The following is a 26,978-nucleotide window of genomic DNA, read 5'->3' as shown; positions in this document are numbered from 1 at the left end:
TGAGGGAAGAAGCTACCGGCTTTCCCGCAGCCACGTCGCGGCAAAGGCGCCGAGCAGCAGCAGCAGCCCGATCAGGCCGGCAAACATCGGCAGCACGCCGACGCCGCGGACCACGCTGGCATCGCGCATATGCACGCCCATCCAGCCGTCGCCACGGAAGACGGTCGAGGAGCGCACCGGCACGATGCGCGGCAGCTCGACGCCCGAGCCTTCATTGATCCGTCGGGCGTCGCCACCACTGGCCTGCGCCAGCGGCTTCAGCATCTCGGTGGTCGAGGTGACCTCGGAGAATTCCTTCGGGTTGATCGGGCCGACATTGATCAGCGCCTTCAGCGTGCCGTCGGTGGCCTGCCACAGGCCGAGTTCATCGGCCGGCGTGGTCGCGCGCCACAGACCGGGCTCGCCGGCTGACAGCGTCAGTTCGCGGGTCTTGCCTGATGGTGAGGTCACAGTCACGGGCTGCACGGCGTCGCCCATGGTCTGGCGCAGCACAACGAGATCCTTGCCCTGACTCTGCAGCTTGAGTGCTTCCTCGTCGAGATCCGGCTGCTTCATCAGCCAGTGCGACGTGCGACGAAGCAGATCAAGATGCGGGCCGCCGCCTTCATAGCCGCGCGCCCACAGCCAAATGTGATCCGACAGCAGCAGCGCGACGCGGCCTTCGCCGGACCGCGACAGCAGCAGCAGCGGCTGACCGTCGGCACCGGTCATGACAGGGGGAGTGGTGGTGTTGCGGGTCTCGACGGTGCGGAAGAAGCGGCTCCATTTCGGTGGCTCGGAATTGGAGCCTTCGAGGCCGCGCGTTACCGGGTGACGTTTGCCGATGTCGCTGAGATGCGCATAGAACGGTTTTTCGCTGACACCGACAGGTTCGGCAGGGAGCACCGAATCCAGCGGCGTGCGCCAGATCGAGGTGTTCGACGCGTAATCGGGGCCGGCCGAGACCAGCACGGCGCCCCCGGCGCGGACATAGCGCGCGATATTGTCGAAATAGGCAATCGGCAGCACGCCCTGGCGGGCATAGCGATCGAAGATGATCAGCTGGAATTCGTGAATCTTCTGCTGGAACAGTTCGCGGGTCGGAAACGCAATCAACGACAGCTCATTGATCGGCGTGCCGTCCTGCTTCTCCGGCGGGCGCAAAATCGTGAAGTGGACGAGATCGATCGACGCATCGGACTTCAACAGGTTGCGCCAGGTGCGTTCGCCGGAATGCGGTTCGCCGGACACCAGCAGCACGCGGAGTTTGTCGCGCACGCCATCGATGGCGACCACTGCGCGGTTGTTGACCAGTGTCAGTTCATTATCGAGCGGCGAGGCTTCGATCTCAACGATATTCGGGCCAGCATGTTTGATGTCGATATCGACCGACACGGTCTGGCCCGACAGCACCGTGCGCTCGCTCAGCGTATCGCCGTCGCGGCGGATCGCGACACGGGCGCGCTCGCCGGTGACGCCCTGGTCGTCGAGCCGGAACGTGACGCGCTGCGACTGGCCGACAATGCCAAACCTGGGAGCGGCAGTGATGGCGATGCGGCGATCGCGTTCGTCCTTGCGGCCGGTGATCAGCGCATGCACAGGCGCATTGAAGCCGAGACCTGCGACATTGGCCGGGATGTCATGGACACGGCCGTCGGTGATCATGAAGGCACCTGCAACGCGGTCGGTTGGGACGTCGGAGAGCGCCGATGAGAGAGCGCCGAACAATTTGGTGCCGTCGGTCTCACCGTCAGCCTGTCCGGCTTCGACGACACGAACTTCGAGGCCCTTGACCTGCTTCAGCCGGTCGACGAGCTGCTTCTGTGCTTCCTCGGTTTCCTTGGTGCGCTCGCCGAAATTCTGGCTCGGGCTCTTGTCGATGACGACGGCGGCGACCGAGGACAGCGGTTCGCGCTCCTCGCGCGTAAAGGAGGGATTGGCCAGCGCCAGCAGGATCAGCGCCAATGCGGCCACACGCACTGCAGCACCGCGTGCACGGCCGAGCAATAGCAATGCTGATATCGCCACGATGGCGGCGAGGCCGATCCACAGCACGATGGTCGGGACGAGAGGCGTAAACGCGATGCCGTATTGCATGTCGCGCTCCTATTGTCCGAGACGTTCGATGAGTGCGGGCGCGTGGACCTGATCGGCCTTGTAGTTGCCGGTCAGCGTGTACATCACGATGTTGACGCCGGCGCGGAACGCGAATTCGCGTTGCCGCGGTTCGCCGGGCGTCAGCGGCAGCATCGGCTGTCCGTCGGGGCGCATGGCCCAAGCGCCGGCAAGATCGTTCGAGGTGATGATGATCGGCGATACGCCGTCGCCGCCGCGAGCCGGACGCGAGGCAGCGTCATCGCCATCGTCGCGCGGCAGGGTCTCGACCCAGGTCGGTCCGGAATTGAAGCGGCCGGGGAAGTCGCGCAGAAGATAGAAGGTCTTGGTCAGCACATGTTCGCGCGGCACCGGCTCGAGCTCGGGCACATCGAGCGAGGACAGGATATTGCGCAGCGTCAGCATGCCCGGCGTCTGCGACTCGCCGTTCGGTCCAGGAGGGGCTTCGACCGCGTCGCGGGTGTCGAACAGCACCGTGCCGCCTTGCTTCATATAGGCGTCGATGCGGTTGATGGCTTCCTGCGGCGGCTTGGCCGCGCCGGGAATGATCGGCCAGTAGATCAGCGGGAAGAATGACAGTTCGTCGCGAGAAGGATCGACGCCGACCGGCTCACCGGCTTCCAGCGCGGTACGCTGCGCGAGAAACAGCGTCAGTCCGGTCATGCCCGACTTCACGATCGAGTCGACATCGGCATTCCCAGTGACGACGTAGGCGAGACGTGTCTGCGACACGGCTTTGACGGCGAAATCGTCACTGGCTGGATCGGCCCGCGATGGCACCGGCGATCCCATGACGGTGCCGAGCGCGAATGCCACGGCGAGGGCAGCCGAGACGGCACGGCGGCGGAACATCGCAGCGATGGCGCCGCCGAGCAGCGCAACAATGATCGCGTCGACCAAAAACAGCGCCAGCGCCGTGGAGAGCAGGATGCCGCGGAGGTCGCGCGGTTCGGCATTGGTGTAGCTGGCGCGGTTGGCCTTCAGGCCTGAGAAATCGATAGGCTCAATGCGATCGGCCGATGCCAGTGCATTCACCGCGAGCGGGCCATCGGCAGGGCCATAGAAGCCCGGCGGGTGATCGAGCGTGGCGCGGTCGCGATAGTCAGCGGCGAGCGGCTTGGCCGTCGATGGCGGCGGGGTGAAAGCACCGAAACCATCGAGCGTGCGCAGCGGCGCAACCGTTTCCGCGCGAGTCTCGCCGGCGACACCTGCGCCGGGCGTGGACGTATAACCGGAGATATCGACGACCCTGCGCAGCATTTCGACGAAGGTGCCAGACAATGGCAGATCGGACCAGCGCATATCGGCGCTGACATGGAACAGGGTGACGAGACCCTTGCCGCGGCGTTCGCCGGTGACCAGCGGCGTGCCATCCACCAGCGACGCCCAGCTCTTCGAGGCCAGCGCAGCGTTCGGCTCGGCGAGCACCTGACGATTCACGGTGATGTCTTTCGGGACAGGGAGACCGGCGAACGGCCCATCGGCGGCGAAGGACGCGAGATGTTGCGGCTTCTCCCAGGTCAGGCTGCCGCCGAGGCTGCGGTCGCCGCGGCGCAGTTTCACCGGGACGAGATCGTCGTCGCCTTGCGCGAGGCGCGGGCCGGCGAAGCGTACCAGCACGCCGCCCGCATCGATCCAGGCATTCAGACGCTCGCGGATTTCCGGCGACAGCGTGCCGACATCGGCCAGGACGATCATCGGCAGTTTCTGATCGAGGAACTGCGTGATCGCCTGCTGCGGCGCGCCGCGATCGCCGAGGCGGACGTCAGCGAACGGCGCCAATGCGCGGGTGAGATAGAAGGTCGAGGCTAGCAGCGGCTGCGCGGTATCGTTGGTCGCGCCCGAGACGATGCCGATGGCGCGACGGCGCCAGCGCTTGTCCAGCAGTTGCACGGCGCCGGCGGAGCGTTCGCCGGTGATTTCAAGCCGCGCGATGTCGTTGCGCAGTTCCACGGGCAGATCGAACGAGGCTTCGGTCTCGCGGTCGTTCGGTGTGAACAGGAATTTGGCTTCGCCAACCGGCGAGCCCTTCTGGTCGAGGCCGCGCACCACGCCGCCATCCGGGCCGCCGCTATTGGCGCGCAGCACCTTCACGGTCATTTTCGCCGCGGCATTTTCCGCCGCGACGAGCGCATGGGCCGGCGTGGCGCCGCCGTCATAGATTGTCAGCATGCGGTCGCCGATGGCCTTGGCAAGGCCCTGCGTGAAATCCGCGCCACGGCCGGTGTCAACGCCATCCGAGAGCCAGACGATTTCGCTGTCGCCGGTGGCTTTCAAAAAGCGCTCCAGCGCCGGCAGCGTATCGACGCGGTCGATCGCATAGGGCTTCGGCGAGAGCTGACGCAACGCGACGCGGGCGGTGCCGCCGGGCAGCAGCGTGATGTCGCGGTTCGGTTCCGACAGCGGAACAAGGGCCACGCCGCGGCGATTGCTGTCGGCATTGGCAATCAGCTCATCCGCCGCCTTGACGCGAGCGTCCCAGCTCGCCGCGGCGCTCCAGCCATCGTCCAGCAAAATCGTCAGCGGCGCATTGCTGCCAGCCGTGCCGGTCTGCGGATTCCAGATCGGGCCGGCGGCAGCGAAGATGATGAGCGCCGCAGCCAGCAGGCGCAGCAGCGTCAGCCACCAGGGCGAGCGCGACGGAGTTTCTTCCTTCGGCGTGATATCGAACAGCAGACGTGTCGGCGGAAACGCGATGCGCTGCGGGCGCGGCGGCATCACGCGCAGCAGCCACCACAGCACCGGGAGACTGATCAGGCCGAGCAGCAGCAGCGGTTGGGCGAAGGCGAGCGGGAAGCCAGGAATCATGCTGAACGTCCTGCCTTGACCATGCTGCCGCCGCCGGCAGATTTGTTGACCATCATGCCGCCATGCAGGAACAGCAGCAGCTCAGCCGCCGAGCGGCTGGTGGTGTGTGTCGAGAACAGCCAGCCGAGCTTGGCGGTCTCGGCGCGAATTTCCTCGCGATGCGCGGCGACGCGCGCCACGTAATCCTCGGCCCAGGTCTGCGCCCGTCCGGCGGTGATCACGTTGCCGCTTTCCGGCTCGACGAATTCGACGCGGCCGGAGTAAGGGAAACTCTCCTCGGCGGGATCGACGACCTGCACCAGCGCGCCATGCGCGCCGGATGACGACAGACCGGCCAGCATCTCCTTGATCTCCGGCATCGGCGACCAGAAGTCGCCGAGCACCACGATCTCGGCCAGTGCTGAGGGCACAAACGAAGGTGGCAGGCTGGCGCGGTTCGTCGTGTCGTGCAGCATCGCCTGCGCCATCTTGTCGATGACGCTGCGGCTGGACGTCGGATTCATCAGGCCGGGCACGCCGACGCGTTCACCGCCGGCCACCAGCAATTCAGCCAGTGCGAAGGTGACGATCAGCGCGCGTTCGAGCTTGCTGTCGCGCGCGCCCTTGGAGGCAAAGGCCATCGACAGCGACCGGTCCGGCCACAGCCAGACTGTGTGCGCGGCTTCCCATTCCTGCTCGCGGACATACAAATGATCGTCGCGCGCCGAACGGCGCCAGTCGACATTCTGCGACGGTTCGCCGGAGACGAAGCGACGATATTGCCAGAAACTTTCGCCATGGCCGGCGCGGCGCCGGCCATGCAGGCCATGGATCACCGTCGCGGCGATGCGCCGGGCCTCCAGCACCAGACGCGGCAGCGATGCAGCAAGCGTACGGCTTTCACCATCGGCGCGGCGGACTGCGATGATCTCCTGCGTGGCGTGATCCGGCGCTGCGGCCATTAACCGATCCGCGTCTTGAGCTGACGGATGACGTCGGGGACTGTGCGACCTTCGGCGCGTGCCGAGAATGTCAGCGCCATACGATGCTTCAGGATCGGTTCGGCGAGATAGAGCACGTCGTCGATCGACGGCGCAAGACGACCATCGAGCAATGCACGGGCACGCACTGCCAGCATCAGCGACTGTGACGCGCGAGGACCTGGGCCCCAGGCGATCAGCTTGCTGGCATCGCCTGCGTCCGGTCCCGGACGTGCCGAGCGCACCAATGTAAGAATCGCTTCGACCACGCTGTCGCCGACCGGCAGGCGGCGCACCAGGCGCTGCGCTGTGATCAGCGTGTCGGCAGTCACGGCAGCCTTGGCGATGGTTTCGTCGGCGCCGGTGGTTTCGAAGAGGATGCGGCGTTCGGCATCGCGATCCGGATAATCGACGTCGATCTCCATCAGGAAGCGATCGAGCTGCGCTTCCGGCAGCGGATAGGTGCCTTCCTGTTCCAGCGGATTCTGCGTGGCCAGCACGTGGAACGGTTTCGGCAGGTCATGCCGTGCGCCGGCCACCGTAATGTGCTGTTCCTGCATCGCCTGCAGCAAGGCGGACTGCGTGCGCGGCGAGGCGCGGTTGATTTCGTCGGCCATCAGAAGCTGTGCGAAGACAGGTCCCGAGATGAAGCGGAACGAGCGCTTGCCGGCGACGCTCTCGTCCAGCACTTCGGCGCCGAGAATGTCTGAAGGCATCAGGTCGGGGGTGAACTGGATGCGCTTGGCATCGAGGCCGAGCGTAACGCCCAGCGTTTCCACCAGCTTGGTTTTGGCGAGGCCCGGAACACCGATCAGCAGCGCATGGCCGCCAGACAGGATGGTCACCAGCGTGTTTTCGACGACGCGTTCCTGGCCGAAGATGACAGTGGAGATCGCTTCCTTGGCGGCGCGCATCTGGCCAGCCACCTGTTCCGCGGAGCGGACAATCACGTCTTCGAGTTTCTCGACACTGTCAGCGCCAGCCATCCATTGCTCCTTCGGGTGAACGGCGCCTGAAACACGCCGCCGCATTTGTCGTCACGCCATCTTAGTATTCCATGGACCTGATGCTAAACTTAAGCGAAGGCCATGTATTTGTTGAATTAAACTATCCCCACAATATCGGGATGCGGCTATGAACTGCATCACGTTGTGGCGAGTTTGAATGTGACACCGCACGTTTCAAGACTTGAGGTTCAAGACTTGCACCAAACGTGCCAAATGGCAGTGGTAAAGTCAGGGCAAACAATGGCGAAGCAAGGGCAGATCGCAAATCAGGGGCTGGATGGCCTGACCACTGCGGCGAGGGATGCGGCGGCCAACGGTAAAGCCGGCAGGGGCCTGCCGCCGGTGCATCTGTGGAATCCGCCATTCTGCGGCGATCTCGACATGCGAATCGCTGGCGATGGTACGTGGTTCTATTTGGGAACGCCGATCGGCCGGCCCGCATTGGTGCGGTTGTTCTCAACGATCCTGAAGCGTGAGGGCGGCAAGCACTTTCTCGTGACCCCCGTGGAGAAGGTCGGCATCACCGTGGACGATGCCCCATTTCTCGCCGTCGAGATGCTCAAGGAGCAGGACACGCGTGGCACGGTGTTGAAGTTTCGCACCAATGTGGACGATTGGGTGGAGTGTGACAGCATACACCGGCTACGATTCGAGATGGCTGAAGACGGCGGGCTGACGCCCTACCTGCATGTCCGCAGTGACCTGTGGGCCAAGGTGACGCGGGCGGTCTATTACGATCTGGTTGACATGGGCGAGGAGCGGATGGTCGATGGTATCGCGATGTTCGGCATCGCCTCCGCGGGCACGTTTTTCGCCATGGCCGATGCGGAGCAGGTCAGGGAAGCTACATAAGTGAGCCGATTGAAGTGAGCCGGGCGAATGAGCCGATGCTGAAGACCGACGCGGATGCCGCGGATATCGGTTCAGTTGAGTTTTTCAAGCGGGCGAAGGCACGCCTGAATTTCGATGTGCCCGAGGGGCTCACCGACGCCAGCATCGTTCCCGTCACCGGCGATGCCGGCAACGACCGCATGATCCAGATCGTGGCGCAGGAGCGGCCGATCCGCCCGGCCGCGGTCCTGATCGGCATCGTCGAACACGAACAACCAACTGTGCTGCTTACCCAGCGCTCCGCGCATCTCAACGATCATGCCGGACAGATCTCGTTTCCCGGTGGCAAGATCGATCCGACCGATGTCTCGCCGCTGCACGCCGCGTTGCGCGAGGCCGAGGAGGAAATCGGTCTCGATCGCTCCTTCGTCGAGCCGATCGGCTATCTCGATCTCTATGCAACCGGCTTCGGCTTTCGCATCCTGCCGACACTGGCGCGGGTGAAGCCGGGCTTCAGTCTCACGATCAACGAGAACGAAGTCGAAAGCGCGTTCGAGGTGCCGCTGGCGTTTCTGATGGACCCCGCCAATCATCAGCTGCATAGCAAGGAATTCCGCGGCATGGAGCGGTCCTACTACGCGATGCCGTTCGCCGAACGTTACATCTGGGGCGCCACCGCAGGCATCCTGCGCGTACTGTATGAACGGATCGTGCTCACATGATCCGTCCGGTTCTGACCGAAGTCGGCATTTTCCTCATCCCGTTTGCGCTCTATGCCATTTTCCTCATCGCGACCAAGAATGGCGTGACACTGAAATCGTCATGGCCGATGCCGGTGATGATCAGGCTCGCCGTCGCCGCCGCCGTGCTGGTGATCGTCAGTCTGGTGCTCCTGGCTCAATTCTCTGGCGCGCCGCCGGGATCGACCTATGTCCCGGCGCATATCGAAAATGGCAGGCTCGTTCCCGGGGTCGAAAAATGAGCGTGCGCAAACTGCACGACGCGCCGTGGCTCACGTCAGGACCGTCCGGGCAGGTGCTGGCGCTGCTCAATGGCAATGGCGAGGAAGCCCGCGCGGTCGGCGGCGCTGTGCGCAACGCTCTGATGAAATTGCCAGTGGGCGAAATCGATATAGCCACGACGGCCGTGCCCGATGAAGTGATCCGCCGCGCCAAGGCGGCCCATATCAAGAGCGTGCCGACGGGCATTGACCACGGCACGGTGACGCTGGTGGTCGATGGCGCACCGTTCGAGATCACGACATTGCGCGAAGACGTCGAGACCTTTGGCCGCAAGGCCAAGGTGGCATTCGGGCGCGACTGGAAGCGCGATGCCGAACGACGTGATTTCACGATGAACGGTCTTTCCGCATCCATCGACGGCGTAGTGCACGATCATGTCGGCGGCCTGTCCGATCTCGATGCCCGGCGGGTGCGCTTCATCGGCGATCCCGATAGGCGCATCGCCGAAGACTATCTGCGCATTCTCAGGTTCTTCCGCATTCATGCCGCCTATGGCGCCGGGGCGCCGGATCGCGAGGGCTATCTCGCCAGCATTCGCGGCCGCGATGGACTGGCGGGAATATCGGCCGAGCGTATCAGGATGGAGTTGCTGAAGCTGCTGGTGGCCGATGGGGCCTTCGCGGCGGTGGATGCGATGGTCGAGGCCGGCCTGATGCTGCGGATCGCGGGCGGCGTCACCTACAAGGGACCGTTCGCCGCAATGATCGCCATCGAGCAGGCTCTGGGGCAGAAACCTAATGCGGTTCTGCGGCTTGGCGCGCTTGGCGTCGCAGTTACGGAAGATGCGCGCCGGCTTGCGCAAAAGCTGCGGCTCTCCAATGACGAAACCAAGGCACTGGATTCCATGGGCCATCGCTGGTGGCGGCTGAAGGGCATGGATGAATCCCATGCCCGGCGGCGGCTCTATCGGCTCGGCGAGGTCCGCTATCGCAACCGCATGATGCTGGCCTGGGCGCGCGCCGGCCGCGATGCCGACAGCGAGGCCTGGAAGGCGCTCGTAACCTTGCCGGAGCGATGGACCCCGCCGGTGTTTCCGCTCAGGGCCGCCGACTTCATGGCGCGCGGCATCGCCAAGGGCCCGGCGCTCGGCCATGTGCTGGCGCTGGCGGAAGATGCCTGGCTGGCGCTGGACTTTCCGATGGAGGTCGATGTGTTGACTGTTATCGCCGACCAAACGATTGCGCGATTCAAGCACGACCATCAGCTGTAAGAACATCTAAGCTATGCTGCAGCTTCATGCTGCATCCGCGAGAGTTTCTTATTGATGTCTCCTTTAGGTTGCGCTTCGAATATTTTTAGAGTTTGATGGAATTAGGTCAAATAGGGAGGGATCAAGTGAACGTCGACGATCTCAGGCGACTATTGAAGAATTTTGCGGCAGATGCGCGTTTATCAAAAATTGGTACTAGTCCAACTAGAAATCGGTCCCTTGCCGATCTTGCCGAACAACTTGAAAAGCAACTCGGTAGTGCGGAAGTTCTAAAAGAAGTTAGAGGCTCTGATACTATTTCCTTTAACCCTGGCCGATGCCCGACTTGTGGCAAGTAATTCTAGAAATGTCGCGGGGTGTTTTCTCGTATTTCCTTATCCCCACGAAGCGCAGTATCCGCACGATATAGGATTTCAATTAGAGGAAAACGTTCGCGGCAAAATCCCTGTTGAACAGAGCCGCTTAAAAATAGAAGTAGAGCGGACTTTAGACGTGTTGCGTCAAATCTTCTCCTCGGATCACTCGAAGTTTCGAGGCTATTTCGAGGAAATCCTAGCTCTATCGCGCTACGGCTTGGTCGGCCCAACGGCTCAACCAAGTCAAGCGATAGATACACTTAGAACATTGCAATCTCGTATTTTGACGTCGGAAAAAGGTGCCGCGATTAGCGCGCATATGCGTCGTGTCATAGTTTCTCAAAGCAAATTGCTTTTGGGCGCAATTCTTGTTCTTGTTGTAGGCGTGTATCTAGGTTTCTATTTTGGCTCGTTCGCGATTCAAAATTTTAACATTCTAGCGGTTGTGCCTGGACTATGGGTCGGTTTAATTTTCTCGTCTTTCCTAAGATGTAAGGCGCTTACGTTCTATGAATTGCACGCGATAGACGCTGATAGATTCTCTCCATTTATGAAGTCAGCGTTTGCTTTGGTTGTCCTGGTTCTTATAGCAATCTTGTTGAAAGCTGGGATATTCGAGGTTGCGGTGGGCAAGATAAGGCTGTCTGCATTTGAGAGTGATGGGATGTCAGCCTTGGTGCTCGGGGTTGTCGTAGGACTCGCTCAAGAGGCAGCGATTTCGCGGATCGAGGCCATCAAGCGACATGTTTCGCCTACTGCGAGACCTGAGCGAAATCGGCGTGCAAGTGAGACTGATCTTGAGCCTTAATTCTCGTTACAGCGCGTTATTGGAATGCAAATTTTTCTTTTGTTGCGAATCTCGACCCGTATATGAATTTGACATTCAATCTAAGCAAGCTGCCGCCGGACATTTGCGCCCGGCGGCGGACGGCCTGATCAGGCCACCTTGCTCTTGTGCTCTTCTTCTTCGTCGTCGTGTTCTTCAGCTTCGTCCTCTTCGCTCTCGTCTTCGTCGTCATGCGGGATGACGAGGGCGAGTTCGAGCACGGCACGCGGAAGGGTCTCGCGGAACAGATCGCCTTCCTCGCCCAGCCAGATGCATTCGATGTTGTCGCCGTCAACGTCGGCCACGGTCAGCGGGCAACCGCCCGACTTCAGCATGACGACATCGCCTGATTTCAATTCCATGGTCGGCTCCCGAAATGTGTTTGACGCGCACTGAGTCTAGCTCCGCGTCATGACAGGCCGAACACGGGGATGTTTCTGTCAGCTATTTTTGCTGAAGCAGTTTTGCGAGTTCCGCGCCGAGGCCGACGCTCTCCAGCGCAGGCGGCGGGCTGCTGTCGAGACCTTTCGCTGCTGCGGCGATCACGGCACGCGTGCCGGTTTCGACGGAACACAAGACGGGTACCGGCACGTCAGCTTGGATGCGAGACGCAAGGCCGGCGAGCGCAGCGCCGCCAAGGATCACGACCTCGGCCCCGTCGTCCATGGCACAGGCCGTGCAGGCGCTGGCGAGCGCGGCCAGTGCTGCATCGGGATTCCGCGCGATATCGCCGCCGGTCGGTGCGATGGTGCGCACCTTGGCGAGCTTGTCGGCCAAGCCGATACTTCCGACGAACTCCCGGAGCATCGGCCCCCACAGCGCGCCGCCGGTGACGATGGCGAAACGCCCGCGTCTGGACGCCTCGATGCAGGACGCTTCGGCCATGCCGACCACGGGAACGTCTGCAATTTCGCGCAGCGCCAGTAGGCCGGGGTCGCCGAAACAGGCGAGGTAGACCGCATCGCAGCCGGCGCCATGAGAAGCATAGGCGTCGAGCGCCGCATGGCCTGCGATGGCCGCCGAGGCGCGCGTCGAAATATAGCGCGCGCCGAACCGGCCGGTCACCGGCACGAAGTCGGCGTCCTTGCCGGCGACGGCTTCGACGTGCCGTTTCACCAGCGCGGTGACGCTCTCGGTGGTGTTGGGATTGATCAGCAGGATGCGCACGGGATGGGCTCTCGATGAGTCCGTCCACTATAGGCGCCAGTGCGAGAAATGCACGGCGATCATCGAAACGCACGCGGGTGCATGAGACGTGCCGCCCGCGCCGTCCTAGCTGCCGGCGCCGTAATAGGCTTCGCTGCGGATGATCTGGTGATCGGCATCGAAATCCATCATCTCGCACGCCCGGGTCGGTCCACTGGGCAGCGGCGCGCTCCACCAGACCGTCAGGCGCTGTAACGCGCCGTCCCAGGCGGCGCTCTCCAGGGTGAGATGTGGCTCGGATAGCCCGCCATAGGCGGCGTGCCAGTAGGTGCGAATGGCGTCGCGTCCCTTTATGGTGGATGATCCCGCCAGTTTCGTTGCCAGCGGGCTGCGCATCTCGCCTTCGGGAGCAAAATGATCAACGATCGTATCGATCGCGAGCCGATTCCAGTTTGCAGCCCATTGCTGCGCGAATGCCATCGCGTCCTGCCGCGTCAACATGCGTCCCGTCTCCCTGTCGTGAGCCTTCGATGAGCCCATCTCCCAGAAAACCTAGCATCGCCGTTTCTCAAGTCAATGATATTGACCTTAAGAAACTCGATCCGCTCGATGATGCACTGGCGCTGATGTATTTCGGATGGCGCGGGATGACGCGTGCGGCTGACGAGTATCTGGCGACGGTCGGCCTGTCTCGGGTTCACCATCGCATTCTCTATGCCGTGCTGCGCGGCGAGGGCATCACGATGTCGGATCTGCTGGCGATCCTGCAGATTTCGAAACAGGCGCTGCATCGCCCGATGAAGCAGCTGCTCGATGAGGGCTATGTGGCCGTCAAGCGCGATCCGGCGCGGCATCGTTTCAAGATTCTCGAACTGACGCCCGCCGGCCGCGCGGTCGAGCGCATCGCATCCGGTCATGAGCGCAAGATCATGGCCCGCGCCTTCAAGAAGGCGGGGGCGGGCAGCCAGGCCGCATGGTCGGCGGTGATGGCGGAGGCGGCGCGCGACTAGCCAAGTTCAAGTCTTGAGGTCAACAATATTGACTTGATAGGCAAGCTCTGCCATCCCGGTCCCATAACAAGGATGGTCACGGGACGGCGGAGGCAAACATGACAACTGAGATTGGTGACGCGAGCAGCGGCCTGAAGCTTGTGCAGCAGGCCTTCGCCGCAGGCGGATTTGCGCGCGGCATCGGCCGCACACTCGGCATCAAGGGCGAGTCCGCAGAGCAGGGCAAGGTTGTGCTGGTCGGCTCGCCGAACGAGGATCACTACAATCCGCTCGGAACGGTGCATGGCGGTTACGCGGCCACGATGCTGGATGGCGCCATCGCGCTGGCGGTGCAGACCTCGCTGCCAGCAGGGACCGGTTACGCGACGCTCGATCTCAAGGTCACCTACATTCGCGCTATGACGGCTGCATCAGGGCCGATCCGCGCCGAGGGCCGTATCATTCACATGGGACGCAGGATGGCCGCGACGGAGGGGACGCTGACCGACAAGGATGGCAGGCTTTGCGCCCATGCCACCGCGACCTGCATGATCACGGGAAAAGACTAGAGCATGATCCCGAAAACTGGATACCGGTTTTCGCCGACAAACGAATTCGTTTGTCGAGAGATCATGCTCCAATAAAGACTCTAACCCTTCGGCCCGAAATATACGCAGCTCTCGTTGCAGCTGTCGCGAAACACGCCGACGCGGACGACCGGAGCCTTGTCGGCGACGCGGTCCCAGATGAAGCGTGAGAGATTTTCCAGCGTCGGAATGCCGATCGCTTCGATCTTGTTGAGAAACTTGTGGTCGAGCGTCTTGCGCAGCTCGTCGAGGCTGCGGTCGAGCAAGCCGAGATCCATCACCATCCCGGTCACGGGATCAGGTACGCCGCGGATGGTGACTTCGGCGCGGAAGGAGTGGCCATGGATTTCCTGGCTCACTTCGCCGAGCGTGGTGTGAGACAGCGCATGCGCTGCCTCGAAGCGAAACGATTTGGTCAATTCCCACATCGGAAGTCGTCGTCCTTAGAAGTCCAGGTCCTTAGCGGATCCCAAGTGTCTTGTGTGTCTGCACGCTCAGTCGCCATTGCGGATGGCGCAGGCAGTAGTCCACCGCGTGCGCGGTATTACTGATAGCGTCCGGTCCGTCCATCGGCTGCAATGAGAAACGCTCGAAGGTGAGGCCTTCGAATTTTTCCGGCATCGCCTGCGCCTGCGGATAGACCAGCTTCAATTCGTGTCCGCTGTGCACCACGAGTTCCGCGCCGGCCTTGGGGCTGACGCAGATCCAGTCGATGCCTGCGGGCGGCGCGACTGTGCCGTTGGTCTCGACGCCGATCTCGAAGCCGCGCGCATGCAATGCGTCGATCAGTTCGGCGTCCACCTGCAGCAGCGGCTCGCCGCCGGTCAACACCACATAGCGGTTATCGGAAGGGCCCACCCATTGCGCGGCGATGGTGTCGGCGAGTTTGTCGGCGGTGGGGTAACGACCGCCCAAAGTGCCGTCCATGCCGACGAAGTCGGTGTCGCAGAACTGGCAGGTGGCCTCCGTGCGGTCCTGCTCCCGGCCGGTCCAGAGGTTGCAGCCCGAGAACCGGCAGAAGACGGACGCGCGGCCGGCATGGGCACCTTCGCCCTGCAGCGTCAGGAAGATTTCTTTGACCGCATAACTCACTGTTTCAGCTCTCTAAAACCGGCATGTCCGATCCGGCTCGGGCCACGTCTCGGTTCCATATGGGGTAAGCGGCGGCTCTTAGCACGGCTGGGCCGTGGATGTCCCGGCCGATCACCGACATGTCAATTGCGATGTCCGGCGCGGGCCGCCAAAGGTCGATGACATCACGTCAAATTGTCGCACCTGGATACCATGCAGCCGTCGCTCGTCACATCCGGCAGTTCCGCCGCCGCCACGCGTACGTGCGGGACCTGCACCATGTGCTGCAAGGTCTATCGCATCGACGACCTCGCCAAGCAGGCGGGCAAGTGGTGCAAGCACTGCGCGATCGCGCAGGGCTGCAAGATCTATGACACCCGACCACAGCAATGCCGCGCCTTCGATTGCGTCTGGATCCAGGACAACGAGATGCCGGAATCCTGGAAGCCGGAAAATTCGAAGATCGTGTTTTCGGTCTATCCGACCACCGGCTTCATCTATGGCCAAGTCGATCCCGGCACGCCTTTCGCCTGGCAGAAGGAGCCGATCCATTCCGGCCTGATCGCCTGGTCGGAGAAGCTGCTGGCAGAACGTCGTCACCTGCTGATCTTCGTTGGCGGCAATGCCACGCTGATCATGCCCACGGGGCCAGTGCCGATCGGCCCGATGTCGCCGGCGGACGGCTTCATCATTCGCGAGACGTTTACGGCCAAGGGCAAGGACTACATCGCGACGCGCGTCCCGAGTGGGCGGTAGGCGCGCCAAAGCGGCGCAGACGTACAAAATTCCGCGAACTACCCTTTCGGGAATAGAAATTACATGCAAATCTAAGATTGTATTTTAGTGTCAAGATGGTTTCAGCGATCGTCGCCCGCCTTGCTGCGCCACGATCCAGGGGCAAACGCATTGCGCTATTCGTTTGAAGATAGTTCAGCGACCGGCCAGCATCGCCGCCCTGTCTGGGCGGCCCCGACCGGCCCCGTCGCAGTCGCGATCATCGACGGTCCCTATGACGCCGGCGCATTATCGGATGTGCTGGCAAGCGCCCCGTCGGGCAGCGACGGACGATGCCGCTCGGGCCCGAATGACGCCTGCGATCATGGCACCTTCGTGATGGGCCTGCTTGGCGCGCGTGCGGACGCGCCGATCCCGGGCCTGTGTCCCGGCTGCGCGCTGATCCACATTCCATTATTCGTCGATGCCGTTTCGCCATCCGCCCGTGTCGATGATCTCGCGGCGGCAATCGAGGGCGCCGTCGCGGCCGGCGCGCGGGTGATCAATCTCAGCCTTGCGATCCTGGGCGGCGACTCGCAGATCAATCCGCGCCTTGCTGCCGCGCTGGAAGCTGCCGAGGCGAGCGGCGCCGTGTTGTTGGTCGCCGCCGGCAATCAGGGCCGCCGCGTCACCGGCCAACTGCTGTCGCATCCGGCCGTGATCCCCGTTGTTGCCGCCGACGCCGCGCAAATATTGTTGCCCGATTCCAATTTTGGTCCCGAGATCACGCGCCGCGGCGTCGCCGCGCTGGGCCGCATGGCGGGCTACGCGCCGGATGGCGGCACCACCGTGATGTCCGGGACCAGCGTCGCCGCCGCCGTCGCCACCGGCATCCTTGCGCAGCTGTGGTCGGAGCGGCCGGACATCGACGCGGATACGCTGCGCTCGGCCGTGGCGGCGCTCGGCCCCCGCGACGGCGCGAAGCCGCCGATGCTGGACCGCAACCGCGTGCTGGCAGAGTTGGACCGGATGGTTGGCGCTGATGGCGAAGCGCGGACGAACGACACACGCTTGCAGGGGGCAATGACGATGACGACGGGCAATGGACGATCGCCGACAAGCGCAGTGGGCGGTCTGCTATCACGGTCGATGCAGATTGTGAGGCCGGCCGGCGGCGATTGCGGCTGCGGCGCACCTGACGGCGCCTGCAGCTGCGGCGGACATCACGATACGCTCAGCGGCTTCGTCTATGCGATCGGGACCATCGAGGCTGACTATCCGAATATCGCGATCGAGCGCGAGATGCAGCTCATTGCCAATCATCTGAGCGTGGGCGCGGAGATCGAGCGAGATGGATCAACAAAGCTAACAGAAGATCGAAACTGGCAGCACGCCGTCTTGTCGAAGGATCGTAAGTTGACGCGCTACATCGCGCGGCAACTGCGCTGGCGGCTGACGATCGAGGATTTTCCGGTTTTCCTGCTTAATCCAAATGATCCCGGCTACTTCGATGATCTGATCGACGCGTTGGCACGTCCCAAATATCCCGCCAAGGCCGAATCTCGTCGCGGCAAAAGCGCAGCCAAGCAAGCAATCCCGATTGCGGAGCATGCAGGTCTCGCCGAGGATCTCGACGTCGTCGTTGGCGTCGTAGGGCCGCGAACGCCGGATGGGATTGTGATTTCGTTGGACCAGATATTCCAGGTGGATCGCAATCAGCTAATCCCCGATGGGCTGAAATACTTCCCGCAGATCGCCGATAGTCATGGCCTGACAGACGAGGACCGCGCGTATAATTTTCTCTTTGCGCGCTACAGGCCACCGCTTGGTGAAATCGATGATTACAAGTTCATGGGTATGCGCATTGTACCGTCACGACTCGGATCTGACACCGGTCGAATCGTCAGGGCCATCTACACGTTCAGAAACCCCGCAGCAGGTGAGCGCGAATTCTTCGTGCGCGTCGATGTGACCCACGAATTCCCCATGATCGTGAGCCCCTGGCAGCCTTATCTGGAAAGAGGAGGAAGATTATGAGTGTGATGCCGCTTATTACCGACGAGATGGTTGTTCAGTCCCGCCAAACAGGAAAGAGGCGGTCGTCGTATCGGTCGAACAGGCGTGGTCGGACCGAGCGCGTTGGGCGAGTGATACTGCAGGCGGGCACGCCCTGTTTCCCCGAAAGATCACTCTGCTTCACTAGAAAGGGACAGCCAGGCAAGTGTATGGGTGGAATTTGTGTGCGCGAAGTTATCTTCGGTTCGGACATAGACTAATGGGTAGGCATCAGTCGATAGTTCGTCTTACCTAATGAAGATTACTCATTGTTCGATTGAAATCGATCAAAGATCGGCTCTTCATTGTGAGGTGCTGCTACGAAGAAGCGATTTGTCCTTTCTGAAACGCTCTACTCTACATTCTCGCGAGTTGGATATTGTGAGTTTGTAGAACTATGGCAGCCCCGAAGGCTTCTAAATTGCTTGCCAGAATCTTCCGCACTTTTGCGAGGTAGATTTCGACGTATTCGCATCTGAGTCACTATAGGACTGATGTTCCTTGCCACTTAGCGTCTTATGGGGGCGGAATAAGCTGGATTTCGCGGCTTCTGATTTGGTCAACCATACGAAGGGCTATTTCAGCAGCTCGACTTGTCACTGGAGCGATCACGCTACGCAATTCGCTAGGCTGAGTGTCCCTCCGCCGAAGACGCGCAGCTCCCGGCTGAACTGCCGGTGGGCCTGAAAAAATAAAGTCCCTCATTGAAGTGAGTGCCGGTATGGCAGACGAGTCAACGGCGAGGCCAAGTATCACTTGATGCATGTCTTTGCGAGAGAGTTTTCCGGTTGCCGTCGTGCTCGTGATTTGAAATTGCGATCTCACTGGTGCGAATGTAACTGTAGGTGTAGCAGACAGGCTGACCTCAGTTGTGAACTGCAGCTTGTCCGCAAGCGGTGACGGGTCTTTTCCGAAAGCTTTGGATCTATCAGGTGCCAAGTGTTCGATCAGGCTCAACTGGAGAAACGTATGTAACGTGTTGTAGACCCCAATTTTGCCGGCCATGGGGTAAATGTAATTCGGTCCGACGATCCGATTGTCGCAATATCGACCGGAGCGATTTTCCGTATTCAAATCCGTCAAAAGGAACTTGAGTTCGTCTGTAATTGTAAAGGTTCGAACGTTTGTACGTTGCCGGTCGCCGGAACCTCCAATATCGAGGTTCAATGACGGGGACCAAGGACCCAAGAATTTGGATGTAGACGGGTTTAGGTTGTTGGTTTCGGTCATTTGTAGTTCGAACGCGTAAGCGATCGCCGTGGCATAAATGATTTCGAAGTAGTTTCTTATCTGAAGGTTCTCCGCTCCCGGAAATAGCTTCTTTGCATCGAACGCGACCATTAATTCTGGGTCATTCTTGTATTTCACTGCCAGCGCTGCAGCCATTTCGTCATTGCGCCGACCCAAGTCTTCGAGTTTGTCGCGAATCATAGTCCTCGCTGCGTCACGTGTTTCGCAGCGGATTTGTTTGACGATGTCTTCGGTTCGTAGCCCCGTCACATCCTCCGGCACCGGATGAATGGCGCAGCCGGATGCAAGGAGTGTTGACGCTATTGCGGCGAACAAACGCGGATACATGGCATGCCCCCACAGCCAAAATCTATGGTTGCATTATAGACCGATCCCTCGCTTTGAATGTATCGCGGCGGCAACACTTTGTTAGGAATTGAGGAACGCGCGCTGTGCGGCCGGTCCCGGAGCGCGCTGCGCCAGATCCGGGTTACGAAACCCGCACCTGTCTGAGCGCCTCGCCCAGCGCCATCGCCACCGTCATCGCCAGATTGATCGAGCGAAGACTTTCGCGCATGGGAATGACGACACGGCTATCCGCTGCGGCCGCCACGTCCTCCGGCACACCGGCACTCTCGCGGCCGAACAGCAGAATCTCATCGTCAGAATAGCGATGATCGAGATAGGGCTCCGCGCCCTTGGTCGTGAACAAGGCGAGCCGATACTTCGCCTCGCGCCGCCAGTCCTCGAAATGCCGCCATGAATCGTGCCGGACGATCGACACCTGATCGAGATAGTCCATGCCGGCGCGGCGGAAATGGCGGTCGGAGGTCGGAAAGCCCGCCGGTTCGATAATATGCGCTTCGACATCGAGACAGGCACAGAGCCGCAGGATGGTGCCGGTGTTCTGCGGAATGTCAGGCTGGTAGAGGGCGATGCGCACGGCGGACTTTCTCCGGCCGCATCTTGATCGACGCGACCCATGTCAGGCGATAGCGCCTGACATGCAGTCGGACAAGGCCAGCGGCTCTATTCCGCCGGCGCGAGTCGCGTATTCGAACGTGCTTCCGTTGTCTCGCGTACCTTTACGCGTGCGCGGCGCTTGCGCCACCAGATCACCACGCCGGTCACTGAGAGCGCCGCCACCACCAGACCCATCGCCGAAATCAGGATGCGGCCGGGCAGACCCAGGATTCGTCCCGAATGCATCGGGAACTGCATCTGCACGAAGATGTCGGCGGCGGTGCCGACCCAAGGCAGCTTTGCGCCGAGCGGACGGCCGTCCTCGCTGTCGTAAAACAGCGACGGCGGGCCGACGCCTGCGGCGCCGTGATCGTCACCAGGTTCGAAGAAGAACACCTGATACACACCATGTGCAGGGCCGTAGAACAGCGAGCCGATCGGTGTGGTCCAGCCGCGCGCCTTGCCGTCGGCGGTGGCGCGCTCGAGGATCTGGGCCCAGGTCATCTTGGGTTCGATCGGATTATCGAGGTGACGATACTCACGCTGCTCGTAAGGCGTCGGCGTGTAGTCCGAGAACTTCTTCATCAGCGGCGAAAAGACTTCGAAGTACAGGTTCAACGAGAACGCCGTGAATGCGATGATGAACAGCAGGGCCCAGGTCCACAGGCTGAAGGCGCGGTGGATGTCGAAATTGATCCGGTAGGCGCTGCCCGAGGTCTTGATCATCCAGGCCGGCTTCCAGCGCGCCCAGAACCCCTTGCCGAGTTCGCGCGCGACGGCGGGAGCCGCTCCTGCCTTGACGCGTTTGCGCGATGGTAGTGTCAGATAGAATCCGATGAAGCAATCGATGGTCCAGATGATGGCGATGACGCCGAGGATGCGCATGCCCCAGCGGTCGCTGCCCCAGAATTCCGGGATGTGCATCGTGTAGTGCAGCTTGTAGAGAAACGAGACGAAGTTCTCGCGGGTCACGGGCCAGACGGCGCCCCAATAGCGGCGGCCGAGTTCCTCACCGGTGTTGGGATCGAGGAAGATCTGATTGTAATCGAGCGTGTAACGCTTGCTTGTCGTGGGATCGATCCGCGGCAGAACAAAGAACGAGAGCGACTCATTCTTTTCCGGCGTCATGTACATGTGGATCACGCGCGCGCGCGGATCGCGCTGCTCGATCAGGCCCGCGAGTTCGATCGATGGTTTAGCGGGCCCCGCGGTGGTGACGTCCTTCAGCTTGCTGTTGAGGAGATCGTCAAGCTCGTGATCCCACGAGATAACCGCGCCGGTGACGCCCGAGAAGAACAGGAAGGCGGCGGTGAGGAGTCCAGCCCAGCGATGCAGGCGCCCGAAGATCGATCTCATGGCGTTCCGCCCGTGTTGTTGTGGTCGCGTTTACTACCAAGTGTCGCCACCGCCGGTCGAGAGACTGACGGTGGCGTATTGTCGCGTTTTAGGGCGATTCTAATGTTCACCAGCGATAGGTCAGCTTGGCGACGACCTTGCGCGAGTCACCGTAAAAGCAGCCATAAACGGGGCTGTAGCAGGATGAAACATAGCGGGTGTCTGCAATATTGGTGACGTTGAGCGCGAGCCGGTAGTTCTTCTGATTATAGGCCAGCAGCGCGTCGACCACGGTGGCTCCCGGCACCTTGCTTGTGTTGGCATCGTCGGCCCAGCTATCGCCGATGTAGCGAATGCCGCCGCCGACCTGGACGCCCTCGAACAGGCCACCTTGCATCGTGTAGTCGCTCCAGATGCCCAAGCGATTCATCGGCACGGTCGTCAGAGCCTTGCCAACATTCACCGGATCCTTGGTGACTTCGATGTCGATGTAGGAATAGGCGGCGCGGACGTTGAAGCCGGCGGCGAGGGTGGCGGTGGCTTCCAGTTCGATGCCGCGCGAATTGACCTCGCCGGTTTGAATCGCCGTGAACGGCGCAACAGGCAGGAAGCGAACGACATTTTGCCGGGTCAAGTCGAAGGCGGCAAGCGTGATCATCGCATTGACGCCGACCGGCTGATACTTGATGCCGACCTCATGCTGATGCGCTGTTTCCGGCGCCAGCAGGCTGCCATTGGCGATGTTCAGCACCGGCAGGAAAGATTCCGAATAGCTGTAATAGGGCGCCACGCCGCTGTCGAAATTGTAGATCACGCCCGCACGACCGGTGAAGGCCGAGGCGTCGGTGGAGGTCGATGAACCGTCCATGTAGTTGTCGTAGGTCGTCTTGGCAAAATCCTGCCGGCCACCGAGCTGGACCGAAAGACGACCGAGCTTGATCTGGTCCTGGGCATAGATGCCGACCTGCGATTGCTTCACACGATAGTCTTCGTAGAGCGCGCCCTTGGTCCAGGTGTTGGTGTAGACGGGGTTGAAGACGTTGAGGGGATCGGCGCTGTAGCTCGTGTTGACGTCGGTCGATGTCGTGTTTCGATAGTCGATGCCGAACAGCGTGGTGTGGCTCAGGATGCCGGTGGTGAAGTGGCCCTCCAGCTGGTTGTCGACGGCGATGGAGTTGATCGTAGAGGCCGATGATCCGCCGTAGCGGTAGAGCAGTCCGGCGGCTTCGTCGAGGTAACCGCCGGCATTGATGCTGTCGGATTCGTTGTGCATCCACGAGTAGCGCAGGTTCTGCCGGAAGGTCAGGTTGTCGTTGATGTTATGCGCGAACAGGTAGCCAACCGAAGCGATCTCGTTGTTGTATCTGTTGAAGCCGGGTTCGCCGGTGTTGCGGTTGATAGGGATGATACGGCCCGCATTCGGATAGATCGTGCCGGATGCCGGCAGGAACTGCAGACCCCAGCCGTTCTTCTCCTTCTGATAATTCGCCAGCACTGTGAGTGTGGTTTCTTCGTTCGGCTTGAAGGTGACGGCCGGCGCGATGAAGACGCGGCTGTCCCTGGCGTCATCGACCTGCGTGCCGCCGTCACGGACCAGGCCGGTCAGGCGATAGAGTACCGTGCCTTCCTTGTTGGCGGGGCCGCCAAAATCGAACTCGCCCTGATAGCGGTCGAAACTGCCGCCTGACACCGAGATTTCGCCGAACTGGCGGGCGGTCGGCAGCTTGCTGACATAGTTGAGGATGCCGCCCGGCCCGCTGCCACCATACATCACCGAGGACGGCCCTTTCAGCACTTCGAGACGAGACGCGCCGAAGGGATCGAGGCTGTCGAAATGGATATAGGGCGTGCTGGGCAGTCGCAGGCCATCGAGATACAGCCCCTGCTGCGTCATGTCGAAGCCGCGGATTTGAATGCCGCCATTGCGGGTGTCGGAACCGCCATTGACGTCGCCATTAGCGCCCGCGGTGTAGCGCAGCGCCTGAGTGAGGGTCTGTGCGTCCTGGGTCTTGATCTGGTCGGAGGTGATCACCGAGATCGATTGCGGAGTTTCCATGATCGGGGTGTCGGTTTTGGTGGCGGAGCCGCTGCGATTGGCGACGAAGCCGATCACGGGGCCGCCGGCGCGCTCACCGGCGTTGGGATTGGCTGGCGCCACCGGTGCCGCCTGCGGCGCGCGGGCCGTGCGATTGGTGCGGGCAGCGCGGCTGGTCGATGCGCGCTGGGTCGGCCTGGCCGTCGCCGGACGCGTACGCTGCTGCGGCGCATCCACCGTCACTGGCGGCAGGGCCGACTGAGCGTCGGCAGTACCTGTCGGAATCGACAAAGCGAGACCGCTGACGGCGCAAAGACATAGAGCCCGAAGCGTGTGCAGCCGAGTTGCCGATTCGATGAAGTGGGATGTTGTCATGACGCTGCGATGCCCCAGTTAGGCCGGCTCTACCGGTAAAATTTGGATGCTTTCGCTTTAGCGCAGGCGAAGAATGAGAACAGAATTAGGGATTTAGAACGTCTTCAAACGCGCTACTTGAGCGCGATTTGTTGCTGAAACGACGCAGAATTATTCACGATCATGAATTGTTGCCGTTTTTGCCTGACCGTCGCGCGAATCGTGGCGCGCGAGAGGTGTCCGGAAAATCGGCGGAGCGCGATCGACTGCGAATCGCGATCCCTTGTCCCGCCAAAAGCCTGATGGCCGTTTCCGATAGTCACGACGTGCCGAATTATCCGCCGCGCGGAAAGGCGTTGATTCTGTGGTGCATCGCATCTTGCTTCGCCGATCGTAGGCTTGCACTGCCGCACCAAGGGTGCCAATAGAACGATTCTGGACTGCGTGTTCTGCCTGTTAGGCAAGGACTAGTAGGCCTCTGCCGCCGTGGGGAGAATCGCGGGCGTCGGTTTTTTGCTTCAGGTCAACGCAAAGACGTGACCGGGAGTGTCTAAGCCGGCTGCAGATAAGAAAGGGTTGGGATCGTGACGACAACGTCTTCGGCGGAACACACGCGCCGTGATTTCTTGTTCGTGGCCACTGGGGCAGTGGCTGCAGTGGGCGCCGCAGCCGCCGTCTGGCCGCTGATTTCTCAAATGAATCCAGATGCTTCGACCATCGCGGCGGGTGCGCCGATCGAGGTCGATCTGGCCCCCATCGCCGAGGGGCAGGACATCAAGGTGTTCTGGCGCGGCAAGCCGATCTACATCATGAACCGGACCAAGAAGCAGGTCGAAGAGGCGCGCGCCGTTCCGGTGTCGAGCCTGCCTGATCCGCAGACCGATCAGGCCCGCGTCAAGGAAGGCCACGACCAGTGGTTGGTCGTCATCGGCATCTGCACCCATCTGGGCTGCATCCCGATTGCTCACGAAGGCGCTTACGACGGCTTTTTCTGCCCCTGCCACGGCTCGGTCTACGACACTTCGGGCCGCATCCGTCAGGGTCCGGCGCCGCTCAACCTGCCGATCCCGCCTTACGCCTTCGTCTCTGACACCAAGATCAAGATCGGCTGAGCTGTCGGATCCCTCCGATCTCGCGCCGATAGTGTTTTTCTCTTCTCAGGATCGCATCATGAGCGGACCATCGACCTACCAGCCGACCAATCCCGCTTTGCAGTGGATTGAAAAGCGTCTGCCAATCATCGGCCTCGTCCATTCCTCCTTCGTTGCCTATCCGACACCGCGTAACCTGAATTACTGGTGGACGTTCGGCGGCATCCTGTCCTTCATGCTCGGCGTGCAGATCGTCACCGGCGTGATCCTGGCGATGCATTACACGCCGCATGTGGACATGGCCTTCAATTCGGTCGAGAGCATTGTCCGCGATGTGAATTACGGTTGGCTGTTGCGTTATCTGCACTCCAACGGCGCATCGATGTTCTTCATCGCCGTCTACATCCACATGCTGCGTGGCCTGTATTACGGGTCGTACAAGGCACCGCGCGAAATCCTCTGGATCCTTGGCGTGATCATCTACCTTCTGATGATGGCGACCGGTTTCATGGGCTACGTGCTGCCGTGGGGCCAGATGAGCTTCTGGGGCGCCACCGTCATCACCAACCTGTTCTCGGCGATTCCCTATGTGGGCGAGAGCATCGTGACCCTGCTGTGGGGCGGCTATTCGGTCGGCAATCCGACGCTGAACCGCTTCTTCTCGCTGCATTACCTGCTGCCCTTCGTGATCGCCGGCGTCGTCGTGCTGCACGTCTGGGCGCTGCATGTCGCCGGTCAGAACAATCCGGCCGGCGTCGAGCCGAAGACCGAGAAGGATACCGTGCCGTTCACGCCCTACGCGACCATCAAGGATGGTTTCGGCATGGTCTGCTTCATGATCTTCTACGCTTGGTTCGTGTTCTACATCCCGAACTATCTCGGCGATCCCGATAACTACATCCCGGCCAATCCGGGCGTGACGCCCGCGCACATCGTGCCGGAATGGTACTACCTGCCATTCTACGCCATCCTGCGTTCGATCCCGAGCAAGCTCGGCGGCGTCATCGCGATGTTCTCAGCGATCATCGTGCTGGCCTTCCTGCCCTGGCTCGATACCGCCAAGACCAAGTCGTCGAAATATCGTCCGCTGGCCAAGCAGTTCTTCTGGATGTTCGTCGTGGTGGCGGTCCTGCTCGGCTGGCTCGGCGGCAAGCCCGCGGAAGGCATCTACATCATCGCCGGCCGCGTATTGACGTTCTGCTACTTCGCCTACTTCCTGATCGTGCTGCCGATCCTCAGCCGTATCGAAACGCCGCGCGCAGTGCCGAACTCGATCGCTGACGATGTGCTGGCCAAATACGGCAAGAAGGCAGCCTCCGCGATCGTCGCACTGGTTCTCGCCGGTGGTCTGATGGCCGGCGGCACGCAGAGTGCCAAAGCTGCCGACGAGCATGGCGGCCCGACGCCGCCGTCTCTGAGCTGGTCGTTTGCCGGCCCTTTCGGCAAGTTTGACCGCGGTGCCCTGCAGCGCGGTTACAAGGTCTACAAGGAAGTCTGCTCGACCTGTCACTCGATGAGCCTGATCCACTTCCGCAACCTCGCGGACGTGGGCGGCCCGGGCTTCTCTGCGGCTCAGGCGCTGGCAGTGGCATCCGAGATCAAGGTGCAGGACGGTCCGAACGACGCCGGCGATATGTTCGAACGTCCCGGTCGTCTCGCGGATCCATTCCCCAAGCCGTTCCCGAACGAGAACGCGGCGCGCGCGGCCAATGGCGGCGCCTATCCGCCGGACTTGTCACTGATGGCCAAGGCCCGCAACTACGACCGCGGCTTCCCGCAATTCGTGTTCGACTTCTTCACCCAGTTCCAGGAGAAGGGCCCGAACTATATCGACGCCCTGCTGCAGGGCTATGTCGATCCGGCGCCGAAGGATTTCGCGCTGCCGCCGGGCGCGTATTACAACAAGTACTTCCCCGGCCATGCCATCAAGATGCCGAAGCCGATCTCCGACGATCAGGTGACCTATGATGACGGCACCCCGCAGAAGGTCGAGAACTACGCCAAGGACGTTTCGACCTTCCTGATGTGGACCGCGGAGCCGCATCTCGAGGCCCGCAAGCGTATCGGCTTGCAGGTGATGGTGTTCCTGATCATCTTCGCGTTCCTGATGTATTTCACGAAGAAGAAGGTCTGGGCGAACGCTCACTGAGCGTCGCAAACATTCTTTCAAAAGGGCCCCCGATGGGGCCCTTTTTCGTTTTCAGCCTGTGCGCGCCCGGACCATGGATTCTCGAGGAACCGTTGACTAAGCTTCGCGCAAAGGCGGGAGACGCGGGCTCGGTGAGCGTCACGGAT

The 26,978-nt window shown here is 61.4% G+C and carries 25 protein-coding genes; 12 read left to right on the top strand and 13 right to left on the bottom strand.

All coding sequences use genetic code 11. The annotated features are described in order from the left end of the window. Positions 1–12: 12 nt before the first annotated feature. The 4 genes from BLW80_RS22010 to BLW80_RS21995 are packed head-to-tail and all read right to left on the bottom strand — an operon-like array spanning position 13 to position 6,847. The gene (locus tag BLW80_RS22010; RefSeq protein ID WP_093759618.1) at positions 13–2,076 is read right to left on the bottom strand and encodes a hypothetical protein; all 2,064 of its coding nucleotides are present in this window, start codon (positions 2,074–2,076) and stop codon (positions 13–15) included. A gap of 9 nt (positions 2,077–2,085) precedes the next feature. Continuing rightward, on the bottom strand, positions 2,086–4,899 hold the full coding sequence (locus BLW80_RS22005; RefSeq protein ID WP_093760063.1) for a DUF4159 domain-containing protein: 2,814 nt from the start codon (positions 4,897–4,899) through the stop codon (positions 2,086–2,088). Then, the gene (locus BLW80_RS22000; RefSeq protein WP_093759617.1) at positions 4,899–5,843 is read right to left on the bottom strand and encodes a DUF58 domain-containing protein; all 945 of its coding nucleotides are present in this window, start codon (positions 5,841–5,843) and stop codon (positions 4,899–4,901) included. Before BLW80_RS22000 ends, BLW80_RS22005 begins: the two co-directional genes overlap by 1 nt. Beyond that, positions 5,843–6,847: an AAA family ATPase gene (locus tag BLW80_RS21995; protein WP_093759616.1), complete on the bottom strand. Its 1,005-nt coding sequence runs from the start codon at positions 6,845–6,847 to the stop codon at positions 5,843–5,845. The genes BLW80_RS22000 and BLW80_RS21995 overlap by 1 nt, the downstream gene beginning before the upstream one ends. A 261-nt stretch (positions 6,848–7,108) precedes the next feature. Here BLW80_RS21995 and BLW80_RS21990 point away from each other — a divergent pair, with 261 nt between their 5' ends. The 6 genes from BLW80_RS21990 to BLW80_RS29990 all read left to right on the top strand — a co-directional run bounded on the left by BLW80_RS21990 (position 7,109) and on the right by BLW80_RS29990 (position 11,095). After that, positions 7,109–7,720: a DUF1285 domain-containing protein gene (locus BLW80_RS21990; protein WP_093759615.1), complete on the top strand. Its 612-nt coding sequence runs from the start codon at positions 7,109–7,111 to the stop codon at positions 7,718–7,720. Between the two features lie 35 nt (positions 7,721–7,755). Further along, positions 7,756–8,421 carry a CoA pyrophosphatase gene (locus BLW80_RS21985; RefSeq protein WP_093759614.1) on the top strand — a complete coding sequence of 222 codons (666 nt, stop codon included), beginning with the start codon at positions 7,756–7,758 and terminating at the stop codon, positions 8,419–8,421. After that, positions 8,418–8,681 (top strand): DUF6111 family protein, encoded by a 264-nt coding sequence (locus BLW80_RS21980; protein WP_093759613.1) that lies wholly within the window; start codon positions 8,418–8,420, stop codon positions 8,679–8,681. Before BLW80_RS21985 ends, BLW80_RS21980 begins: the two co-directional genes overlap by 4 nt. Continuing rightward, on the top strand, positions 8,678–9,931 hold the full coding sequence (locus BLW80_RS21975; RefSeq protein WP_093759612.1) for a CCA tRNA nucleotidyltransferase: 1,254 nt from the start codon (positions 8,678–8,680) through the stop codon (positions 9,929–9,931). Before BLW80_RS21980 ends, BLW80_RS21975 begins: the two co-directional genes overlap by 4 nt. Positions 9,932–10,056: 125 nt before the next feature. Then, positions 10,057–10,269, top strand: coding sequence for a hypothetical protein (locus BLW80_RS29995; protein WP_139285881.1), 213 nt, complete (start codon positions 10,057–10,059; stop codon positions 10,267–10,269). Further along, the gene (locus BLW80_RS29990; RefSeq protein ID WP_139285880.1) at positions 10,259–11,095 is read left to right on the top strand and encodes a hypothetical protein; all 837 of its coding nucleotides are present in this window, start codon (positions 10,259–10,261) and stop codon (positions 11,093–11,095) included. The genes BLW80_RS29995 and BLW80_RS29990 overlap by 11 nt, the downstream gene beginning before the upstream one ends. A 128-nt stretch (positions 11,096–11,223) precedes the next feature. Here the strand turns inward: BLW80_RS29990 and BLW80_RS21965 are convergent, their stop codons facing one another. From BLW80_RS21965 to BLW80_RS21955, 3 genes are all read right to left on the bottom strand, one after another. Next, positions 11,224–11,475 (bottom strand): YodC family protein, encoded by a 252-nt coding sequence (locus BLW80_RS21965; protein WP_093759610.1) that lies wholly within the window; start codon positions 11,473–11,475, stop codon positions 11,224–11,226. 82 nt (positions 11,476–11,557) lie between these two features. Next, positions 11,558–12,280 carry an aspartate/glutamate racemase family protein gene (locus BLW80_RS21960; RefSeq protein ID WP_093759609.1) on the bottom strand — a complete coding sequence of 241 codons (723 nt, stop codon included), beginning with the start codon at positions 12,278–12,280 and terminating at the stop codon, positions 11,558–11,560. A 105-nt stretch (positions 12,281–12,385) separates the two neighbouring features. Then, the gene (locus BLW80_RS21955) at positions 12,386–12,760 is read right to left on the bottom strand and encodes a nuclear transport factor 2 family protein (protein ID WP_244528381.1); all 375 of its coding nucleotides are present in this window, start codon (positions 12,758–12,760) and stop codon (positions 12,386–12,388) included. Positions 12,761–12,789: 29 nt separating this feature from the next. On the opposite strand from BLW80_RS21955, the gene BLW80_RS21950 reads away from it, so the two are divergent. Both BLW80_RS21950 and BLW80_RS21945 read left to right on the top strand, forming a co-directional pair. Then, entirely contained in the window at positions 12,790–13,269 is a 480-nt protein-coding gene (locus BLW80_RS21950; RefSeq protein ID WP_093759608.1) for a MarR family winged helix-turn-helix transcriptional regulator, read from the top strand. A gap of 98 nt (positions 13,270–13,367) precedes the next feature. Further along, positions 13,368–13,817: a PaaI family thioesterase gene (locus tag BLW80_RS21945; protein ID WP_093759607.1), complete on the top strand. Its 450-nt coding sequence runs from the start codon at positions 13,368–13,370 to the stop codon at positions 13,815–13,817. 80 nt (positions 13,818–13,897) lie between these two features. On the opposite strand, the gene BLW80_RS21940 is transcribed toward BLW80_RS21945, so the two are convergent. Together BLW80_RS21940 and queE are read right to left on the bottom strand one after the other, a co-directional pair. Then, complete coding sequence (locus BLW80_RS21940) at positions 13,898–14,263, bottom strand: 6-pyruvoyl trahydropterin synthase family protein (RefSeq protein WP_089262534.1); 366 nt, start codon at positions 14,261–14,263, stop codon at positions 13,898–13,900. Between the two features lie 31 nt (positions 14,264–14,294). Beyond that, a complete protein-coding gene (gene queE / locus BLW80_RS21935) occupies positions 14,295–14,927 on the bottom strand; it encodes a 7-carboxy-7-deazaguanine synthase (RefSeq protein WP_093759606.1) in 633 nt (210 codons plus the stop codon). A 192-nt stretch (positions 14,928–15,119) separates the two neighbouring features. Between queE and BLW80_RS21930 the strand changes: the two genes are divergently transcribed. Continuing rightward, the gene (locus BLW80_RS21930) at positions 15,120–15,662 is read left to right on the top strand and encodes a hypothetical protein (RefSeq protein ID WP_093759605.1); all 543 of its coding nucleotides are present in this window, start codon (positions 15,120–15,122) and stop codon (positions 15,660–15,662) included. 357 nt (positions 15,663–16,019) lie between these two features. After that, positions 16,020–17,657: a S8 family serine peptidase gene (locus BLW80_RS21925; protein ID WP_244528414.1), complete on the top strand. Its 1,638-nt coding sequence runs from the start codon at positions 16,020–16,022 to the stop codon at positions 17,655–17,657. Positions 17,658–18,191: 534 nt separating this feature from the next. Here the strand turns inward: BLW80_RS21925 and BLW80_RS21920 are convergent. The 4 genes from BLW80_RS21920 to BLW80_RS21905 all read right to left on the bottom strand — a co-directional run bounded on the left by BLW80_RS21920 (position 18,192) and on the right by BLW80_RS21905 (position 23,529). Continuing rightward, positions 18,192–19,253, bottom strand: coding sequence for a Y4kA family protein (locus tag BLW80_RS21920; RefSeq protein WP_093759603.1), 1,062 nt, complete (start codon positions 19,251–19,253; stop codon positions 18,192–18,194). A gap of 142 nt (positions 19,254–19,395) precedes the next feature. Beyond that, positions 19,396–19,848 carry a tRNA (cytidine(34)-2'-O)-methyltransferase gene (locus BLW80_RS21915; protein ID WP_093759602.1) on the bottom strand — a complete coding sequence of 151 codons (453 nt, stop codon included), beginning with the start codon at positions 19,846–19,848 and terminating at the stop codon, positions 19,396–19,398. An 86-nt stretch (positions 19,849–19,934) separates the two neighbouring features. Continuing rightward, positions 19,935–21,224 (bottom strand): siderophore utilization protein FsrB, encoded by a 1,290-nt coding sequence (gene fsrB, locus BLW80_RS21910; protein WP_089262527.1) that lies wholly within the window; start codon positions 21,222–21,224, stop codon positions 19,935–19,937. A gap of 106 nt (positions 21,225–21,330) precedes the next feature. After that, positions 21,331–23,529, bottom strand: a complete 2,199-nt coding sequence (locus BLW80_RS21905) for a TonB-dependent siderophore receptor (RefSeq protein WP_502688622.1) — start codon at positions 23,527–23,529, stop codon at positions 21,331–21,333. A 647-nt stretch (positions 23,530–24,176) separates the two neighbouring features. Here BLW80_RS21905 and petA point away from each other — a divergent pair. Continuing rightward, positions 24,177–24,704 carry a ubiquinol-cytochrome c reductase iron-sulfur subunit gene (gene petA, locus BLW80_RS21900; protein ID WP_068733107.1) on the top strand — a complete coding sequence of 176 codons (528 nt, stop codon included), beginning with the start codon at positions 24,177–24,179 and terminating at the stop codon, positions 24,702–24,704. A 58-nt stretch (positions 24,705–24,762) separates the two neighbouring features. Further along, positions 24,763–26,832 carry a cytochrome c1 gene (locus tag BLW80_RS21895; RefSeq protein ID WP_089262525.1) on the top strand — a complete coding sequence of 690 codons (2,070 nt, stop codon included), beginning with the start codon at positions 24,763–24,765 and terminating at the stop codon, positions 26,830–26,832. Positions 26,833–26,978: the final 146 nt, after the last annotated feature.

Source organism: Tardiphaga sp. OK245 (assembly GCF_900108575.1).
Classification (GTDB): domain Bacteria; phylum Pseudomonadota; class Alphaproteobacteria; order Rhizobiales; family Xanthobacteraceae; genus Tardiphaga; species Tardiphaga robiniae.
This window is presented reverse-complemented; position numbering and strand designations above follow the sequence as displayed.

Coding starts and splice junctions, on each gene's coding strand:
- fsrB (WP_089262527.1), bottom strand. CDS start 21,224: ATGAGATCGATCTTCGGGCGCCTGCATCGCTGGGCTGGACTCCTCACC.
- BLW80_RS22000 (WP_093759617.1), bottom strand. CDS start 5,843: ATGGCCGCAGCGCCGGATCACGCCACGCAGGAGATCATCGCAGTCCGC.
- BLW80_RS21985 (WP_093759614.1), top strand. CDS start 7,756: ATGCTGAAGACCGACGCGGATGCCGCGGATATCGGTTCAGTTGAGTTT.
- BLW80_RS21950 (WP_093759608.1), top strand. CDS start 12,790: ATGAGCCCATCTCCCAGAAAACCTAGCATCGCCGTTTCTCAAGTCAAT.
- BLW80_RS22010 (WP_093759618.1), bottom strand. CDS start 2,076: ATGCAATACGGCATCGCGTTTACGCCTCTCGTCCCGACCATCGTGCTG.
- BLW80_RS21920 (WP_093759603.1), bottom strand. CDS start 19,253: ATGTATCCGCGTTTGTTCGCCGCAATAGCGTCAACACTCCTTGCATCC.
- BLW80_RS21895 (WP_089262525.1), top strand. CDS start 24,763: ATGAGCGGACCATCGACCTACCAGCCGACCAATCCCGCTTTGCAGTGG.
- BLW80_RS21955 (WP_244528381.1), bottom strand. CDS start 12,760: ATGTTGACGCGGCAGGACGCGATGGCATTCGCGCAGCAATGGGCTGCA.
- BLW80_RS21990 (WP_093759615.1), top strand. CDS start 7,109: ATGGCGAAGCAAGGGCAGATCGCAAATCAGGGGCTGGATGGCCTGACC.
- BLW80_RS21940 (WP_089262534.1), bottom strand. CDS start 14,263: ATGTGGGAATTGACCAAATCGTTTCGCTTCGAGGCAGCGCATGCGCTG.
- BLW80_RS21930 (WP_093759605.1), top strand. CDS start 15,120: ATGCAGCCGTCGCTCGTCACATCCGGCAGTTCCGCCGCCGCCACGCGT.
- BLW80_RS21965 (WP_093759610.1), bottom strand. CDS start 11,475: ATGGAATTGAAATCAGGCGATGTCGTCATGCTGAAGTCGGGCGGTTGC.
- BLW80_RS21995 (WP_093759616.1), bottom strand. CDS start 6,847: ATGGCTGGCGCTGACAGTGTCGAGAAACTCGAAGACGTGATTGTCCGC.
- BLW80_RS21975 (WP_093759612.1), top strand. CDS start 8,678: ATGAGCGTGCGCAAACTGCACGACGCGCCGTGGCTCACGTCAGGACCG.
- BLW80_RS21925 (WP_244528414.1), top strand. CDS start 16,020: ATGGGCCTGCTTGGCGCGCGTGCGGACGCGCCGATCCCGGGCCTGTGT.
- BLW80_RS21980 (WP_093759613.1), top strand. CDS start 8,418: ATGATCCGTCCGGTTCTGACCGAAGTCGGCATTTTCCTCATCCCGTTT.
- BLW80_RS21945 (WP_093759607.1), top strand. CDS start 13,368: ATGACAACTGAGATTGGTGACGCGAGCAGCGGCCTGAAGCTTGTGCAG.